Consider the following 17,161-nt stretch of genomic DNA (forward strand, 5'->3'; position numbering starts at 1 on the left):
ACCGTCGTGTTCGGATCAGGCGGCTATTTCACCAAATCTGAAAGTCTTTTTCAGAGTTTCCCTAGATCCTGAAATCCAGGCGGTTATTTGGGCCCGATCATCGTCGGGGATGATGACATGCTATGCCCGAGTGGCCATCACGCAACTCGTGCTGGAAAAGCTGGAGCGTCGAGCCAGTCTGGATGCATTGGCTTGTTTGACATGGCTGCTGCGCGAATCATCCATGCAGGAAGACCAGCAGACCACGCTGAAGATAGCCCGCGCACTCCACAACGTTTTATTGATGGTGAGTATCGAACTGCACCCGCATAGAGCAGGTTTACCACTGCTGGGTTTTTTCATCCGAGACATTCTGCCGCTTGGGCTTGAGCGGCATTTGAAGATGTGGATGACGGAAAACGATTTTATGCACGCGTCCGCACGCCTCAATCTGCTGGTCTACCAGACCGACCAAGGCAACAAGCGCTCCTTGAGCTGGTTGCAACGGGTCAAAATCATGCGGCGGTTGTTGAAAGGTGATTTCGGGATGGATGTGCAGTTCGCCATGACCCCACAGTTCGACCTCAACAATGAACTGGATATCCCAGAGGATATCCTCAAGAATTACCGGCGCGCAACACGACTACGCGAGTGGGGCTGGGAACAGATCATGGGCGGCCGATGTGAAGCATTTCCACCAACCGAACTCCTCCTATAATTCCAATGTAGCCGGCATTCGTGCATGCGCGCCCGCTAATGGCTCGATGATCTTGGACGAAGATTTTTTGAGTGGATGCCATTTTGGGTGCTGGCGTTTACAGTGGAAAACATAGCCTATTGCCGGTATTGCCCACTCTAGATCTTTATCGAATACCTATGTACTTGCGCCGTTTGTGGTTATTGCGACATTTGGACAGAAAAGAACACAGCGGACACCAGTGCCCCTGCGTAATAGAGTGAGGAATCGCGGCCCAGGTGTGTCCGTAACTGCACATCCACTGCAACTTAGTTTGCGAATCGACATAGCGTTCCGAAAGACACTGACCGCCGCGTGCCTGGGCCATAGTCTGCATGGCTTTAATGTTGCTGCGCATGCTGTCGTAATAGCACTGGCGACACCAAGCGCCTTGCATGATGTTTGCAGGCCCTGCGTCCCAGATATGACCTTCAGCGCAACGCCAGGTGAGTGGTGTGACACCGTTGATGTATTGGGAGGAAAGGCACTCACCACCGCGTTCTTGTGCGATGGACTGAACCTCCTCCAAGGTATTGCAACGCGCCTCCACAGCACAGACTGGACACCAACTGCGGTGCTTGACACTGGCGGGCACCGCTTCCCAGCGATGCCCTTGGCCACACTCCCAGAGCAAGGCGCTTGCGCTATTGACATAGGTCTCGGACAAGCAGCGGCCTCCCCGTTGAGTTGCAATCTGTTGCATCGCCTCTAGCGTGTCGCGTTTGCCTAAGCGGAAACAGATTGGGCACCAACTGCCCCGCTTGATACTCGCCAGCGTCGTCTGCCAGTGATGACCCTGCGCGCACTGCCACTTCAGGGGCACACGACCTGACTCGCATCGGATCGACAGGCAGTGGCCACCCCGTTCGACAGCAATACGCTGGGCTGTCGAAAGGGTGCTGCGTCGTTGCAGACGAGCACACACCGGACACCAACTCCCTCGGATAACGCGGTAAGGGTCGGCCAGCCACTCATGACTGTGTGCACAGCGCCAGAACAGCCGCGTAGACAGGTTATGATAGGTGTCGGACAGACACCATCCTCCCTGTGACAGGGCCAGTTGCTGCATACCTTCAATGGTTTTAAGAGGCGATTCGGTCATGCTGAAGATCTATGGGTCATGGCTGTGGTCAGTCAGCGTGATATTGGCTCGTCCTATTTGCACTTTTTATGTTGCGCCGTGCATGGTCAAGCTCCCATGCACGGTGCCATGTTGTGCGACCACGACGATATACCAAGTGTAATCACCTGCCTTTCAGGTGGGCTACCAATGTTATTGAATTCCAAACGGAATCTTGGAGCAGTATACTGGTGATATATTTCAACCCCCTAACTTGGGAAACTCCCTTGCATGTAGGTCTTCCAAAGATTGTTAATAAAATCAATGTCAACTTCATTCTTGAATGCCTGCGCAATCAGGCCCAGGTCGTCCGATACATATCCTGCAAGATCAGAATTTTTTGTTATTTGATAAACCTTCTTGAACGCAGACTCTCTTATCTCCTTAATTGATACATCTTCAGGCGGACATGACGAAGTTATTTTTTCGTAGCTAGCGCTCCACGCGCTATCAAACTCAATGGAATCCCTTGAGTCCAACTCAGCATCCCAATCGGTGTTTTTCTTAAAGACAAGCTCAAGAAAAACACCATCATTTATCCTAGATAAAATCTCACTTGTGGTTATCATCTTAATCCTGTCTCCTTTAACCAGTTCTCTACTAGGTCTACAGCTTTAACTGGAGTGACGTTTTCACCCAAAACATGAGTTCCATTCGGAGAGCGCACATCGACTTTTATGTCATTCAAATCTTTGTAAGCATTCCGATACGCAGCAAAAAGCTCATCATCAGTGCCCTTAAAATCACCTTGTCTAGGACCAATGACGGACCGCTCCGCATCGTGCATTCGCCAGTGATCATGTTCCGCATTAGCCCCCCGAGGGAATAAGGTAGGTCTAGTTTTATCTGATCTGCTAACCGCAAAAGGCCTACCCACAGATTTCCTCACTGCTGGGACGTGGTGTCCAGATGAATTTACCCCCATACCTTTGTTGCACCACCCCCACGGATCAATCCACCCCAACGCATTCGGCGCATACCGATAAAGATTATCCCCGCCCAACAACCCAATCGGATCCTGCGTGGTAAATCTTCCTACCGCAGGATCGTAGTACCTGAACGTGTTGTAGTACAGCCCGCTTTCCCAGTCGTGGTACTGCCCCTGAAAGCGCAGGTTCTGCTCCACCAGATTCGGCGACAATGCCTCCAGCCCACCCCACGCCTTGTAATAGGCGCGCCACACCACTTGGCCCTCGGCGTTGGTCATTTCCTGCGGCGTACCGATTTGGTCGGTGTGAAAGTAGTAGTGCCTGGCTTCTTGCTCCGGCAGTTCGGGGTCGTTGTCGATACGGGCCAGCGGAGCGTAGCTGCCTGGTTCGTAGAGGTACAGGCTGTGTAATTGCGGCTGCTGTTCCTGGAGCAGGCGCAAGCCTTGCCAGAGGAACTTTGTTTCTTGAGTCTGGCCGTCTTGCGTAACGTGTTTGCCAATACGCCGGCCCAGGGCATCGTAGTGGTAATGGGCCTCGCTATGCAGTGTCAGGCCTTGCCAGGTTTGCGCTTTGATCAGACGGTTTTCACTGTCGTAGTGGAAGCGTTGCATGCCCCCGGCCGCACTGCTTTTCTCGCTGAGGTTGCCCCAGGTGTCGTAGCTGAAGCGCAGGTCCTTGAAGGCCACGAGGCGATTGTCCGGCAGGCTTTCAAATTGCCAGCGACCGCTGCCACTGAGGTTGCCTGCGGGATCGTAGGAGAAGTCTTCCGTCTGCAACTGTGGATGATCGGGTTGACGACTGCGCAGTTGGCCGCTGGCGTCATACGTGAAGTTTGTCACCCCACGCTGTTTGTCCGTCACGCGCTGCACTTCGCCGCCCGGACTGTAGTGGTAGCGACGGTGCAGGGCGGTGGTCGGGTGCTGCGGATGGCCGAGCAGGCTGTCGGTTTTTTCCTGAAGCTGGCTGAGTTGCTCGTGAGGGAGGTGGATTGCCGCCTGCCACAACTTGCGCCCCTTGGTGTCGTAGCCATAGCGACTGGTCAGCGAGCCCTGGGTACGCAGGGTCTCGCGGTGCAAGGCGTCACGCTCGAAGTCGCTGATCAGCTGACCGTCGAGGTTGATCTGGTGCAGGTGACCGCTGCCATAGTAAAGGTGATTGACCTTGCGCCCGTCAGGTAACGCCAAATGGGTGAGATTACCCAGTTCGTCGTAGCTGTAACCGAGGTTGCCGGTGCTGCTGTCTTCGCTCAGCAGTTGGCCGGCGGCGTCGTAGCTGAACGCCAGATGGTCACTGCCGATTCCCAGGGCCTTGCCTGCGGCACTGGGTTGGCGGTCGACGGCAATCAGGCGATCGACATCGTCGTAGAGGTAGTCCAGACGCGCATCGTCGGTGATGCGGCTGACCAGTCGCCCGGCGGCGTCGTGCTCGAAGTGTTGCTGACGTGAGACTTCATTGAAGCCCTGCCGAACAAGTTCGTTCAGATGCGTCAGCGCGCCACTGACGCTATAACTGAAGCGCCGGCGGAGTCCGTCCACCCGAACTTCTTCTTGCAGGCGATCGCTGGCGTCATAGCTGAAGCGATACGCCGCCTTGTTCTCGTTGAGCAACCCGATCAGGCGTTGGCATTTATCATATTCATAGTGAACGTGCTGACCTCGTGGGTTCTGGCGTTTGCTGAGTAACCCGCGTGATGTGCGGGTCACGTAGGTGGTGCGATCATCGGCATCGGTGTGGCTGAGCAGTTGGCCAAGGGCGTTGTAGCTGTAACTGTCGTGGCTACCATCAGGATGTTCGATTCGAGTCACTTCACCGTTGGCCTTGCGGGTCAGACGGGTTGTGCGTTCCATGGCATCTTTGATGCTGACCAGGTGCAGCCTTTCGTCGTAAGCATAGTGAGCACGATGGCCGGAACAATCCTGATATTGCTCAATTTGACCCAGTCCGTTCCACCACAGGTGTGTGGTGTTCCCCTTTGGGTCGGTACAGCTATGGGGCAGCCCATCATTGGTGTTGAGGTACTGGGTGAGCTGCCCCAGCGGGTCAATGCTATCGAGTAGCGTACCGCTGCGGTCGTAGACCCAACTCTGGATGCTCCCGTCCGGGCGCTGGATGCTGGCAATCAGGCTGGTGTTGAGGTGGTAGCTGTAGCAGGTACTGCGGCCCAGCGGATCGATCTCCTCGACCAGGCGAGAATAGTCATCGTAGGCGAATGCCAGCTTGTTGCCGTCAGGCAACTCCAGGCCGGTCATATTGCCCGAGGCATCCAGCTCGAAGCGGTATTGTTCGCCACCGAAGTCGCGACTGGCAACCACCCGACGCCCTTCGTTGTAGTGGATCTGGGCGACACGGTCGAGCACGTCACGGATATCGGTTTGCCACTGTGCAAGGTCGTAGCGGAAATGGTAACGCTCACCGTCGCTGGTCCAGTGCTCGACCACACGAGGCTGATGATCGTCGAAGCGCGTTGACCAGCGATAATGACAAGCCAGCCCTAGAGCATTCTCGTGGGCAACCATCAGCCCGTGCTCGTAGGCGAAGTGGCGCACGCGATCGCCGTTGCGATTGATGACGTGTTGGAGCTGCCCTTCGGCGTCGTAGTGGTAGTGAACCAGGGTTTCCACGGGCCGGTTGTCCACCACCCGCTCAACCCGGCTCAGGCGTCGTTCATGGTGGTCGTAGCACAGGTGAAGACGAATACCGCCGGTAGCACAGACATCGCTCAGACGCTCTTCCGCGTCGTAGTGGAAGGTGAGGAAGTGACCGAGTGCATTCTCGATGCGGCGCAGCGGCGAGGGTTGGCCGCTTTCGGACAACTCGCCGAAATAGAAGAAGGTATTGTCGAGGGTCTGAATGAGGTAGTGCCCGCCTTCAGAGCGCACCAGGAATATCTGCTCGCTGGCCAGGAAAAAGCGCTCCCCAGGCTCAAGGCCTGGCAGATTCAGATCTCGTCCCTGGTTGTCGCGCAAGTAAAGCTGATCGCCTTCCAGGCGTAGGCTTTGCTCCCACGGCAGTACCCAGCCGCGTCCCAGCAGGCCCTCGTGACTGATATCGCTGGCATAGAAACGCGCCCAAACAATAGGCATGAGGCCCGGAAGAGCAAAGTCTGTTTCGCTCTCTTCCAGAAGTAATTTGCGCCCGCTGATTGCATCCACCGGGTTGCCAAACAGGCCGCCGGCCACTCGGCTAATAGCCGGGCCGATGACAAACCGGGAAGCCAGTTCACCCGCCACAAAACCCGCGGCGAACTGCAAGGCGCAGGGGGCGGCGGCCTTGAGTCCTGCCTCACTGGCCTTGATCGCTAGTTGCGCGAGGCTACCGGCAAGGCCGGCGACGATCATGAGGATGTCGACCGTGTTGCGCAAAAACTCGGGAACTTCGTCTTCGATCGGCAGGTACTGTTCTTTTTCGGCGCCGATAAAGACGTTCTCCGAACCACTGTCGATCACACTGCCGCAGGTCAGTTTGTCGCCCTTACGGGCCGCAGGCAGACCGTTGATAAAGACCTTGGCCGAACCCTCCGCCACCATCGGCGGCGTCGAGTGCTTTTTGCAGATGCCGACACTGTCTTGTACGTAGGCTGCCTTGAGGCCATTGATACGGACGTTACTGGAACCACTCGTGATCCCTCCGGCGGGCGCCTTGCACATTCGTCCTATGGCTTCACCCGCCATAACCAGCCCCGTACCTCCCAGGCCCGCCAGTAACCCCACCAACAACCCGGCCCCGAAGCCGCAGGTAGCAACGACAAAGATCGAGGCTACTGCGACCAGTGCCAGTCCCAGCGCGGCCCCCACCAGAAACCCCACGAGAGCATTTGTATGAGCAATCTCATCGTCAAAACGTGCTGCTTCAAACATCGGAAACTTCCATGTCATACCGACCTTTCAAGTCGGGTGTCCTTAAGGGATTGCGGTAACAGGAGGGTGCTGCTGAAAGCTCGCCAGAACATTCGTCCATAGCTGATTCAACTGATCGTCGAACGGCACCTGGCTGGTGGCGGTGAAAATCAGCGCCCGGTCAGGTGCCACAATGAAAGCCGCCTGGCGCTGATAAACCGGTCGACCATCGCTTTGATAGTGAGCATCGACTTGCAGGCCCGGTATCGGCGATTGCGCCGACAGCTCGACAGGGGTGGTGCTCTGGCGCTGGTACTTGCGCAGCTTGGCCGCAATCAGGCTGACCTGACGCTCGACGTAGTCGGGCAAGGCCTCGCTCGGTAGTGTGTTATCGCGTGAGAGGGTCAGGCTGAAAGGTGCAGGTAGGGTGATACCCGGAACAAACATATTGACGCTGCGGTCTTGAAAACCTGTTGGCAACGTGAGCTTGCCTTCCTGAATCAAATATTCCATTTACGGTGCTCTATTCTGTTGGGGGTCGGGATCAGGAGGCCGGTTGCGGCGGATTTGAAAAAACGCCGTCGACCTTGCCATCGATGGTGCCCTTGGCGCCATCGGCACCGGGATCCGTGGCGGCGGCCCCGCCGGGCATGTTGATATCGAGATTGCCGCCGGTATTGATCTGAGCGTCGCCTGTCACCGAAAAGTTGAACTTCGTGCCATAAAGGTTGATCTCCCCACTGGCATTCATCTCGATAACGCTCTGGCCGCAGACCAGACGCAGTTGCATCCCCGCTTCCATCAGGTATTGAGTGCCAACACTGTCTTGTTTGGCGCCGCCGACGAGCAGCGTGTCATTGACCTTGACCGTCCTGACCCGGTTCTGACCGATGGTGACGGTTTCATTCTGACCGACGGAATGGGCACGATTAACACCGACCCAATGACTTTCATTGTTCCCGACGGTGCAATCCTGATCGCGCTGGGCGTGGATGTAGATTTGCTCCTGGCCCGCCCGGTCTTCGACGCGAACCTCGTTGGAGCCACCGCCTCCAAGACTGCTGTTGGTCTTGAAGACGCTACGGGTTTTGTTCGCCGGTAGCGGATACGGCACAGGCGTGATTTTGTTCGGGACACAACCGGTAATCAGCGGTTTGTCTGGATCGCCTTCCTCGAAGGTGATGAACACTTCCATTCCGATGCGCGGAATCACTACCTGGCCAAAGCCCGGCCCTGCCCAGCTGGACGCCACGCGCACCCAGCAACTGCTGTTTTCGTCGAAGCGGCCTTCGCGGTCCCAATTGAACTGGACCTTGACCCTACCGTACTGATCGCAATGTATTTCCTCTCCCGCAGGTCCCGTCACCTTCGCCGTTTGGCTGGCCAGAACCGGTTTGCGGGTTGGCATTGACGGTCGGTAGAAGGTGTCCCAGGGGATGGCGGAGAACGTGTTGCGATAGCCCTGCACAAAACCATCCGCTGGCTTCGCATCGCTGGTGATCGACTCTTCGAGCACTTGGGGTTGCAAGCCTTCGTGACAGACCTCGATTAGCAACCAGAGATCGTTCCAGGCGGTACGTGGATGGTTAGCCAGTGTCAAGAAGTGACCGCTGACTAGGGCCGGTTCGTCGCCGTTGCCTTTCACCAGACGGTAGTCAGTACGGTGACGCTCCAGCGCCCGCTGACTCAGCAGCTTGCCGCGATCGCGACTGATGAATTGACCAGGGTAGTCATAATCTTCCAGGTCAGGTTGCGGGGCCTGATTTTCTGTTTGGTACTTTGACTCCAGCAGCATGCTCGGCTTTTCAAAGTCATAGTCACGGCGCGTGGTACGGCTGGTACGCGCCTCGACCCTCAAATCAAACCCCTTGATCACAGGCCTGTCAGCGACCATGCCACTGCCGGCCTGATACTCGGTCGGTTGATCCAGCTTGGGAAACACAGTCTGGTCATCACCGAACACCAATAGGTGGCCCGTTGGGCTGTGATGGTGGTGATAGTGAATACCTTCCTCGCTGCACAGACGCTGGACAAACTGTAGGTCGGATTCGTCGTACTGTACGCAGTAGTCGCGCGCCGGATAAACCGTGTTCAGCTGGAACTGATAGGTATTGCTCAGAATGCCGTGCTCTTCCAGTATCTGCGCGATGATTTTGTTGACCGGCAGGTGTTGGAAGATGCGCTGGTTGATTCGGTGACTCAGGTAAGTGAGGTGGGGCACCAGCGTGAGGCTGTAGCGGGTCAGACGCTTGCCACTGGCCCCTTGCTCCACCCGATAGATGATCCCGTGGATGCCATCACCTCTGTCGCTGAATGCGAGAAAAGCGGGCTTGTGGAGCAAGCTTTCAAGGTCCAGTTCGTGTCGTTCGCTGACCAACTCTACATCGAAGGCATACGGCGTGCTGATAGCCTCTTTACCGACAAAGGAGAGTACCTGGAGATCACTCGGAGTCCCCTCGATGGTCAGGCTAAAGTGCGTCTGATTGGCTGAACTGAACATCCCGTGTTCCTCTATGTAAGTCCTTCAGAAGCGACAAGCAAAACGCCTGGGCCAACAAAAACTGACCCAGGCGGTATGACGATCGGTCAGCCTTAGCCAGCGACCGGGGAACGCCAGTCATCGGAGCCCGAAGTACCGGATACTTCGTGGGTCCAGGTGATTTTGCGGTAGGTGAAGTGCACGTCTTCCAGGTGGGTGAAGTGCGAGTTCGCCGGGTCCTGGCAGTTGTGCATGTAGTCTTTGATGTCGACGATAATCGCGTCTTCAAGCTTAGTGGTGTAGTAATGCTCTTGGGTGCCAGCAGCCGAAGTGCGGTACCACTGAATAGTGATTTCGCTCAAACGCTCGCCGGAGGTCAGGGCCGCCAGCAGCAATGGGGAAGCCTTGTCGAACACCTTGGTGATAACTACGGGCTTGTGAACGCGCTGACCGGTCGGTTGGCCAGACTGCGGGTCACGCGGGATGATCACTTCGTGGCTGAAGCCCTGAACCATGACCTGGTCTTCGTGACCTTCCTGGTAGGTGTTGCCCACCGAATCAGCGGTGAAGGCACCGGCAGTGATCAGACCTTGTTTGGTGCCGGTGATGGACATATACGCTGGTGTAGCCATGGATGCTCTCCTTGCTCAATAAGTGAGGTGCCCGGGAGGCGAAATCGCCTGGTGGGTGCCTGACTGATATCAAGGTTCATGCCACAAATGTTAAAGGCTATATAAATCAGGTGGTTGTGTGTTTTTTCTTATCGCCAAATCGATTTTTTGCAAAAAGCGCCTCGGAAAGTGCGCAACTTCTTGCGCAGTACTGTGCAAGAAGTTGCGCACTCATCTGTACAGAACGTAATACATGGCTTGCAGCGATGTATGCACACAGTTATCCACATTCGAGTGCGCAAGAAGTTGCGCATAAAGGCAAAAGGCCGCTATCCGGTTAAATCTCAAATCTGCGGCGCGTAATGGGGAGCCCAAAGAATTCGGGAAAAAACGTACGCAAGCCAAAGCCTCGGACGGGCCTCCCGCGACCAAACAACGTTGCTACAGCTCAGCCTCAACTGCGGCCATTTTAGCAATCGGTCGCACGACCGCCGACGACGATGGCTTTGAAATCAGGTGATGGCTCTTCGATCTTCACATCCCCGCTCATGACTGGACGGCAAACCATGCATGCGTATCAATTTCAGAGGCGAGCCGCGCAATCTCCGAGTGAACAATTTTTTTAGACCAATGCGGGGCTCGGGTATCCGAGTAACTCAACCACTGGTCAAGTCGAATGCAATTGGGTGCTCAGTACGAATGCAAATGACCGGTCAGTGGCTATGCAATTGGGTGGTCAGTGCGAATGCAAACGACTGGTCAGCAGCGATGCAAATGGGTGGTCAAGTGCAATGCAATTGAGTGGTCAAGTCCATGCAATTACGCACTTGCATCCAGATCGAAGGTTTCTGGCGAGCCTCGCCAATTTTCGCGTTAATAATGGTCGTCATTTCATGCTCCAGATTGCGGAGGCACGACCTCCCCTTACAGGGAGATCGCCCCCCTGTAAGGGATGGCCACCCGTGAGGTGGCCTTTCACATTGAAATCAAGAAGCCAGTCGATACACGCCGGGCTTAACTCGTTCAAAGAAAGCTTCGTTCTGCAGGACCTGGCGAATCTTCGCGGCCCAATGTTGGTTGTTTCTGGTTTGTGCGTAGGGTTCCAATGCTGCGTTTATTTCTTTCAGATGCAGCATCTTGCCCCCCTGCAGTACGCGTCGAACAGCGGCGCGCCAAGTGATACTGACCATGGCCTCCGCGCGTTTTTCGATGGTGGCAAGGAAGAACAGCGCATCCTGTTGTTTACGAAAAACCAGCAGTTTTTCATGAGCAATCCGGATTAAGCGGCCCCGATACTCTCTGGAGTCACTGACGCAGTTGTGCTGGACCTTGATTACCTCATCGATGAGACGCCCAGGGGAAACCCGTTCAACGAGCGAGGAAAGATTGAAATACTCTCCTCCCTTGCGCAGATTCCCCATCAGAATTCCATACACGCCGCCGCGTTCAACGGCATCGTGAATGTTCATCACGGCCAGCTCCAAGGCCTCAGTAAAGTCCGGGAGACACATCCGGGACATATCCCACTTGTTTGCTTCGCCCCACTCAACACCACTGTACTGAAGCATTCCGGCGTAGGGTGGATGCCACCACGCCAAATGAGCCTCTTCGCCGACATGTGACTTGAGGTCGTCGACCAAAAGATTGAAACCCTGGTGCAGATCTGTGCCAAAGAATCGCAGCCCCATATCCCGAGCCACATCAGCACTTGTTCCGCCGCCAACGCTTGGATCGACAACAAGCCCATCTTTCCGGCGCTGGTAAGACTCAACAAAGCCTTTGACGATATGCCCCGTGCAGTTGCCACGGTAATTGGACTTCCCCCAGGGGCCCCGGTCGGGGAACGAAACGACTGATGAATTGAACATGGTGCGCTCCAGTATTGAAGGACCATGCCCCGGCAGGGAATGGCCCCTGCATGGGTTTAGTGGTGGCCAGATGGCCTCTGATCAATGAATGATGTCGGGTGTGAACACGCGATTCTGCGTTTTCTCTCGAAATCTATTTACGAGGTCATCGAAGCTTTGCTTGAGTTTTGATGGCGTTTCAAAAGCACCGCCCACGTGCCGCAGGATGATGACCTCACCGGTGGAAAGCTCCCACAAGTGAACCTTTACTGCCCCGCAGATTGACCACGCTTTTCTTGTGACCTTCGCGTCGCCCTGAAGGCGCGCAGCGACCATTATCGGACTCATACTTTTCTCCAGGATTTCGCGGAGAAAAGCCCCGGCGGGCTTACCCCGCTGGGATGGTTTGGTGGGTGTTTATTTCAAGTGCTCACCACGCACATTTCAAACCCGATCGCGCAGCGACCGAGCCAGAAATCTTTGTTGGCCAGGCTCATCGAACCAACCCAACAAAGTATTCTGGAAGTACCACCCCCGTTTTACGGGGGGTGGATTTAAGCGACTTGTCTACGAAGCTGACTCCGCGCTTTTTCATCTCTCATTCGATGGGTTCTTCTTTCCATCCCGGCTATGTTGCAGCGAAGCGCATCGTGATCGATGACACCCCATTCCGTGATAGCCGTCCCTAACGCGCAGCAAGCTCTGAAACTGAAAGGACGAAGGGAGTCATCGTTGATCCAACTCCAGATCTCCTCCCTCATTTCAGGACTTGCACGGCGGTCCAGGGCTGTTTGAAGTGCATCCCGAAGGATACGGTCGTACATAACCTGGATATCTGCATCGGACCAATTGACCCGAATGAAAACATCTTCTGGCATGGCCAGAATGTCTAAGAACGAAAACTGTTCCACATCGGGAATGTATCGCCGCCGACGTTGCGGAACTTTGGCCAGTACGGCGAGTTGAATTTCACTCTCCGATGGCGCCTCAAGAAAACTCATTTGCATGCTGCACCTCCAGAAAGCGGAGGTAGCAGCCCCAGTGGGGCGCTCCCCCCACTGGGTTTATGGCTGACGGTTGTCAGGCCACTTTTGCTGTCAAAATGTTTTGCACAAGCTCAAACAAGGCTTGTCGAAGGTCACTCACACCGCTGATGTAGCGGTAGTTGCTTCCAAACAACACTCTCAGGTTCGAGCTTTGCGTTCCCATTGCAATACCGAGCACTTCAACACCGCTATTGCGGCATCGTTCGATAATGTCAGTTGCCGACGTAACATCGTCAGGATCACCGTCGGTCACCACAATGAGAATCTTGCGATCCTCACGTTGGCGTACCAGAAGCGACGACACAGTCCAAAGCGCCTGCGCCAAAGGCGTGGAGCCTTCAACGCTCACAGCGAACCGTCCATCACGTCTCGCTTTCTGGAACATCTCTCCGTGTTTGAGTATCGGCGCGATACCCAGTCGACCGTTGACGGTCACTGGGAACCGATAACCAGCAGGATTAACTCCTGGCAGGCCATCCATCGCTTGCAACAAGGACGCCACAGCTACTGTTGCCTGTCGAATGGTGCTCTGCATCGATGGCGAGTTATCCAAAAGCACCTGGAGGGCCGCATTGGTTTTGACGATTGGGTCTTTATGCCGAAAAATCCGGCTATCCCCTACCATCAGCCTTGCGATCCGAGTGCTATCAGGTGACCTGCCAGTACGGCGCAATGAAGGTCGGGTATTCCTAACACCTTGCATCAACCCATTCAGCACAGCTCGTAGACCCATCGCACTTTCAAATGCCTTTTCGGCAATCTGGTCGCTAAAGTCACTTTGTCTGGCTTCAACATCATGAAGATCGGCAGGTGTCGGCTGGCTGTAGTCAGCATGCGACCTCAAAAGCTCTGAGGCCGCTTGACCCTTGTCCGATATAACGCCCTGCAGATCCTCATCTGTAGCATTCATGATTTGCTGGATAAGGTTGTCATCGTTGGACGACCAATCATCCCCTTGCGCATCATCAGTTGTCTGTTGCTGACATGGCGTAGAAGAATCTTCGCCATCACCTTGGTCATTGCTCGGCCCAGATAAATCATCCGTATCCGCGCTTGGCTCCGGTTCAGCATTGCCACCAGATTGCTCATCTGGATTCTCTGCTGTGTCCGATGGGTCTTGCTTATCCTCCTCGGGTTCTTCTTCAAGTACCGAGAGAAGTTTCTTCGCAAGGCCGAATGACTCAGCCGTTGATGAAAGGCCACCAACGCTGGCCCCCAGCAACCCCATCACCTTGCTCGTTTTCCCCTTTCCCAAGACGTCGACCATTGCCACAAGAGCTTGATCGGCTTCCTCGCGAATCGGCTGCCGGAGGTACCTCGCACAACCATTCAACAGGAGTCCATTCAGCAATATTGCAGCTGGATGAATGTTCTGCCGAATGTCTGAACCTCTGAACAAATGAACGGCCAATGCATCGAGATCACGTCGGCTACCTGGGTACTCATTCATCATGAGCTGCTCGATTCGAAGATCTTCGACCAGGTTGGTCATTCGAGCCTCGATCGGGGACGGCTCTACGCCACCAAAAACATCCAGACTAAAGTCTGTGTGTTTCACATGTGACGCTTCGTGAGCCAGATACCCATAGGCGATTTCCGCGCCTTTAACATCATCAGGATCGATGTTCGGCAAGTTAATGACCTTGCCGTCGGTACTGGCGATATCACCGCCAAACCGAAGCTTCACTCCCAGGTTGTCCGCAAGAGCACGTGCAACGATTGGCATGGCACTGGTTAATGTTTTCATGGTGCGTCTCCAGTAAAAGCAGGTGACACATCACCCCTAAAGGGGCGGTATGCCCCGTTAGGGTGGGATTTAGAACCATACGACTGATTGAGACTGCGCCGGTTGCGCCGCAGGGGGCACTACCGGATCAGTCGTCGTAGGCGCGATGGTTTCTTGTCTGACCGTCACTTCTGCAGCCGTAGTTTCGGCTGGCGTTGGTGATGGCTGGCTCAAGTGAGCCCACTCCTCAGCGAGATCCGGATACTTGATTGGCAGAGGTTCTGCGTTCACAGGTATCTCTGGTGCTGCGTCGTGAGTTTCAGAGGTCGGTTTATTCGGAGCGCTGCTATCCACAACAGCCTCCATTTGAACCGGAGGCTCCGTTTCAATCTCCGGTTCGTCATCAGCCATTTGCACGCCCAGCGAAGCCGCATGAAAGCCCCTAGCCAGTTCAAGAATCTTCGTCTCATCTGACAAGTTCATCATCAGACTCAATACCAGCTGAAAATCTTGCCCTTCAACGTCTCCCTTGTCGGGGAGCCGCATCAACACATCGTCAAACGTCTGAGCGACTGTTGCGACCTGAGGATTTAGAAACGACAAGCTAGCGAGCTTACTTTGCATTTTCTTGAGTGCGTTAACCGCACGCTGTCCAATGCTCTGCTTGCCCAAAAAGCTGCTTTCCAATGCCTCGCGAGCTGCTTGCGCAATTTCACGGAACAGTTGACCAGCGAGACCGCTAACCTCCTTTTCCAAGCCTCGATTCAGGATTGGCTGATCACCACCCGCAGGTGCCAACCGGCAAGCCGTGTAATGACACCCCAGGCGACTCTCAACCACCCTTACCGGCGTAATTGCGACTTCCAGCGCGGCCCTGAAATTAGGATTTGCAACGATCCAGTCCTGGTCGAGCCATTCCTGAATGTTTTTGTCGTAGTCTTTGCAGAACACGTTTCGAGCATCAACAAACTCACGCTCAATCGCATCCAATTTATCTGCCAGTTCAACGGCCCTGGAAACAGGTACCGCATAACCACCGAGAAACCGAACACCGACTTCTTCGCATGCGCGAATCGCGCGGCGCTTCAGTCGATCGAACACCTTGGTTGTTTCGGGATCACAGATCCGTTTCGACCCCAAGCTGACCAACTGCTCGGGGGGAAGATCTACGACACCAAGGTCTTCTGGTTTGAGCTTCTTGCGACCGGACCAAATACTGATATCCAAACCGAAGAGCAGAACTTCTTGTAGGACTTTTACGTCTTGAATTTTCATGGAGCATCTCCGAAAAAGGTGCTCCTCCCTTGCGGGGTAGAGACACCCCGCTGGGTTTAGGTTTGAGCTAGAACCAAACCCCAGTGGGGACATTGGTACCAGCAAATGCTGCTTGTAGGTTGATGCGTTTGGCTATAACGCCAAGCGCCTCCAGTGCGTCAAGGTACAGCTGCTCATCTGAGCCCGATGAAGGGTTCGGCACCATGAACAGCGAACAGATCTGCTTGGAGTCGAGGGTGACACTTTCCTCGTCATCTTCTTTTGAGAACAGCACCAACTCGGCGCCGCTACCCGTCATTAACTGCGAAAGTTTTACCAACAGGATCAGCTTCAGTCGTTGAGCACGGTGCTGGAGCAAAATCACTCCAGAGCCGAAGCCCTGGAGATCAAGCTCTAACTCGGCCCATGCAGGCGCCAACTCCTGGTAAACCCTTAACTCGACTTCACTCTCTCCAATACCTGATAGAAAAAGTGGCATTACGTCTAACGCTTCCTGAGTATCCATAACCACCCAGTTGACGTTATTCATGCCTCAGTTTCCTTCCAGAGTTGATCCCCGAAAATCTCTTCACAAATTTTGTGAATAGCTGTGCGCTGAAGAAAATCTGCGCGGTTTGTCAGGGACTGTCTCATCGACACATACAGTGGCGACTCGCAACGTGTCTTCGACAAACCGGCCTGCATTTTCGCCCAGCGCACCAGGGTTCTGGTGCTCATGGTTATGGTTAACTGCCCGCGATCATCGGCTGTTGCGGACCCTGCACTTCCAGGATTCGCATTCGCGACAATACGGTTTCGCTCTTCTTGATCGCACCCAATGAACTGAGCGCGGATTTTGTTGGCGACCTTAATGAAGGGCTCCAAAACACTCGCATCCACACCAGGCAATGCGCCCTGCAACACCTCTACTTCGTCTGCCGGGTCCATGTAGGACACCCGCAAAGTTCGATAGCGGTCCATCGTTGCCAGGTTCTGTTGCTGGGTACCGCCGTACAGGCCGGTATCATCACCCTGCCCCGCAGTGTTGGCTGTACCAACGAAGCGGAAGTTGGGGTGAGGATGGATGATGCGACCGCCATCTTCAGCGATCACCAGTGGACGCCCCTCCAACACCGCGTTGAGCGCGGAGGCGGTTGAGGGATCAAGAAAGTCCATTTCATCCAGGATGAAGATGAACCCTCTTTCGATTGCCATCGTCAGCGGACCATCCACAAAGACCATTTTCTGGTCGCCAGTGGCAGGTTCAACTGTGAGCGAGTGATGACCGACTAACTCGGGCCACTCCAAACGGCTATGGGCATTGGTCTGCAGTGCAGGCCAGTTGAGACGCCCAGCCGCTTCGAGAATCAACGAAGTCTTGCCCGATCCAGTTGGACCGACCAAAAACAGCGAATCATCCATCGGATCACTCAGCCAGGCCAGAAGACCGCGAAGAAGCTCGCGGCGAAACTTGTAGCCGCTCGACACTTTCGGAACAAAGTCCATATGGGCATGACCAAGCGCAAAGCCGGGCACACTTACGGGAGCTTGGATTCCAAACGAAGTCAGCGGGATTTGAGCATCAAATTGCATGGTGT

General features: G+C 54.9%; 14 protein-coding genes. 1 reads left to right on the forward strand and 13 read right to left on the reverse strand.

What is annotated here, in order from left to right; translation table 11 throughout:
• The first annotated feature begins 130 nt into the window (after window positions 1-130).
• On the forward strand, window positions 131-697 hold the full coding sequence (locus tag BLL42_RS29350; protein ID WP_129587023.1) for a hypothetical protein: 567 nt from the start codon (window positions 131-133) through the stop codon (window positions 695-697).
• 145 nt (window positions 698-842) lie between these two features.
• Here the strand turns inward: BLL42_RS29350 and BLL42_RS29915 are convergent, their stop codons facing one another.
• The 13 genes from BLL42_RS29915 to BLL42_RS27755 form a co-directional block, all read right to left on the reverse strand.
• Window positions 843-1,382: a hypothetical protein gene (locus BLL42_RS29915; RefSeq protein WP_129587024.1), complete on the reverse strand. Its 540-nt coding sequence runs from the start codon at window positions 1,380-1,382 to the stop codon at window positions 843-845.
• Between the two features lie 662 nt (window positions 1,383-2,044).
• Window positions 2,045-2,404, reverse strand: a complete 360-nt coding sequence (locus tag BLL42_RS27700) for an immunity protein PIM1 family protein (protein ID WP_071555919.1) — start codon at window positions 2,402-2,404, stop codon at window positions 2,045-2,047.
• The gene (locus BLL42_RS27705) at window positions 2,401-6,621 is read right to left on the reverse strand and encodes an RHS repeat-associated core domain-containing protein (protein WP_071555920.1); all 4,221 of its coding nucleotides are present in this window, start codon (window positions 6,619-6,621) and stop codon (window positions 2,401-2,403) included. Before BLL42_RS27705 ends, BLL42_RS27700 begins: the two co-directional genes overlap by 4 nt.
• Before the next feature lie 42 nt (window positions 6,622-6,663).
• On the reverse strand, window positions 6,664-7,113 hold the full coding sequence (locus tag BLL42_RS27710; RefSeq protein WP_071553200.1) for a DcrB-related protein: 450 nt from the start codon (window positions 7,111-7,113) through the stop codon (window positions 6,664-6,666).
• 31 nt (window positions 7,114-7,144) lie between these two features.
• Window positions 7,145-9,100 (reverse strand): type VI secretion system Vgr family protein, encoded by a 1,956-nt coding sequence (locus BLL42_RS27715; protein ID WP_071555921.1) that lies wholly within the window; start codon window positions 9,098-9,100, stop codon window positions 7,145-7,147.
• Between the two features lie 92 nt (window positions 9,101-9,192).
• Entirely contained in the window at window positions 9,193-9,711 is a 519-nt protein-coding gene (locus tag BLL42_RS27720) for an Hcp family type VI secretion system effector (protein ID WP_071555922.1), read from the reverse strand.
• A 965-nt stretch (window positions 9,712-10,676) separates the two neighbouring features.
• Window positions 10,677-11,558, reverse strand: a complete 882-nt coding sequence (locus tag BLL42_RS27725) for a DNA adenine modification methylase (protein WP_071555923.1) — start codon at window positions 11,556-11,558, stop codon at window positions 10,677-10,679.
• 81 nt (window positions 11,559-11,639) lie between these two features.
• Complete coding sequence (locus tag BLL42_RS27730) at window positions 11,640-11,885, reverse strand: hypothetical protein (protein WP_071555924.1); 246 nt, start codon at window positions 11,883-11,885, stop codon at window positions 11,640-11,642.
• Between the two features lie 206 nt (window positions 11,886-12,091).
• Window positions 12,092-12,544 (reverse strand): hypothetical protein, encoded by a 453-nt coding sequence (locus tag BLL42_RS27735; protein ID WP_071555925.1) that lies wholly within the window; start codon window positions 12,542-12,544, stop codon window positions 12,092-12,094.
• A gap of 73 nt (window positions 12,545-12,617) precedes the next feature.
• Window positions 12,618-14,330, reverse strand: coding sequence for a VWA domain-containing protein (locus BLL42_RS27740; protein WP_071555926.1), 1,713 nt, complete (start codon window positions 14,328-14,330; stop codon window positions 12,618-12,620).
• 69 nt (window positions 14,331-14,399) lie between these two features.
• Complete coding sequence (locus tag BLL42_RS27745; RefSeq protein WP_071555927.1) at window positions 14,400-15,584, reverse strand: DUF3150 domain-containing protein; 1,185 nt, start codon at window positions 15,582-15,584, stop codon at window positions 14,400-14,402.
• Between the two features lie 67 nt (window positions 15,585-15,651).
• Entirely contained in the window at window positions 15,652-16,113 is a 462-nt protein-coding gene (locus tag BLL42_RS27750; protein WP_071555928.1) for a hypothetical protein, read from the reverse strand.
• Complete coding sequence (locus tag BLL42_RS27755; protein ID WP_071555929.1) at window positions 16,110-17,156, reverse strand: AAA family ATPase; 1,047 nt, start codon at window positions 17,154-17,156, stop codon at window positions 16,110-16,112. Before BLL42_RS27755 ends, BLL42_RS27750 begins: the two co-directional genes overlap by 4 nt.
• Window positions 17,157-17,161 lie beyond the last annotated feature (5 nt).

Source organism: Pseudomonas frederiksbergensis (assembly GCF_001874645.1).
In the GTDB taxonomy this organism is placed as follows: Bacteria; Pseudomonadota; Gammaproteobacteria; order Pseudomonadales; family Pseudomonadaceae; genus Aquipseudomonas; species Aquipseudomonas frederiksbergensis_B.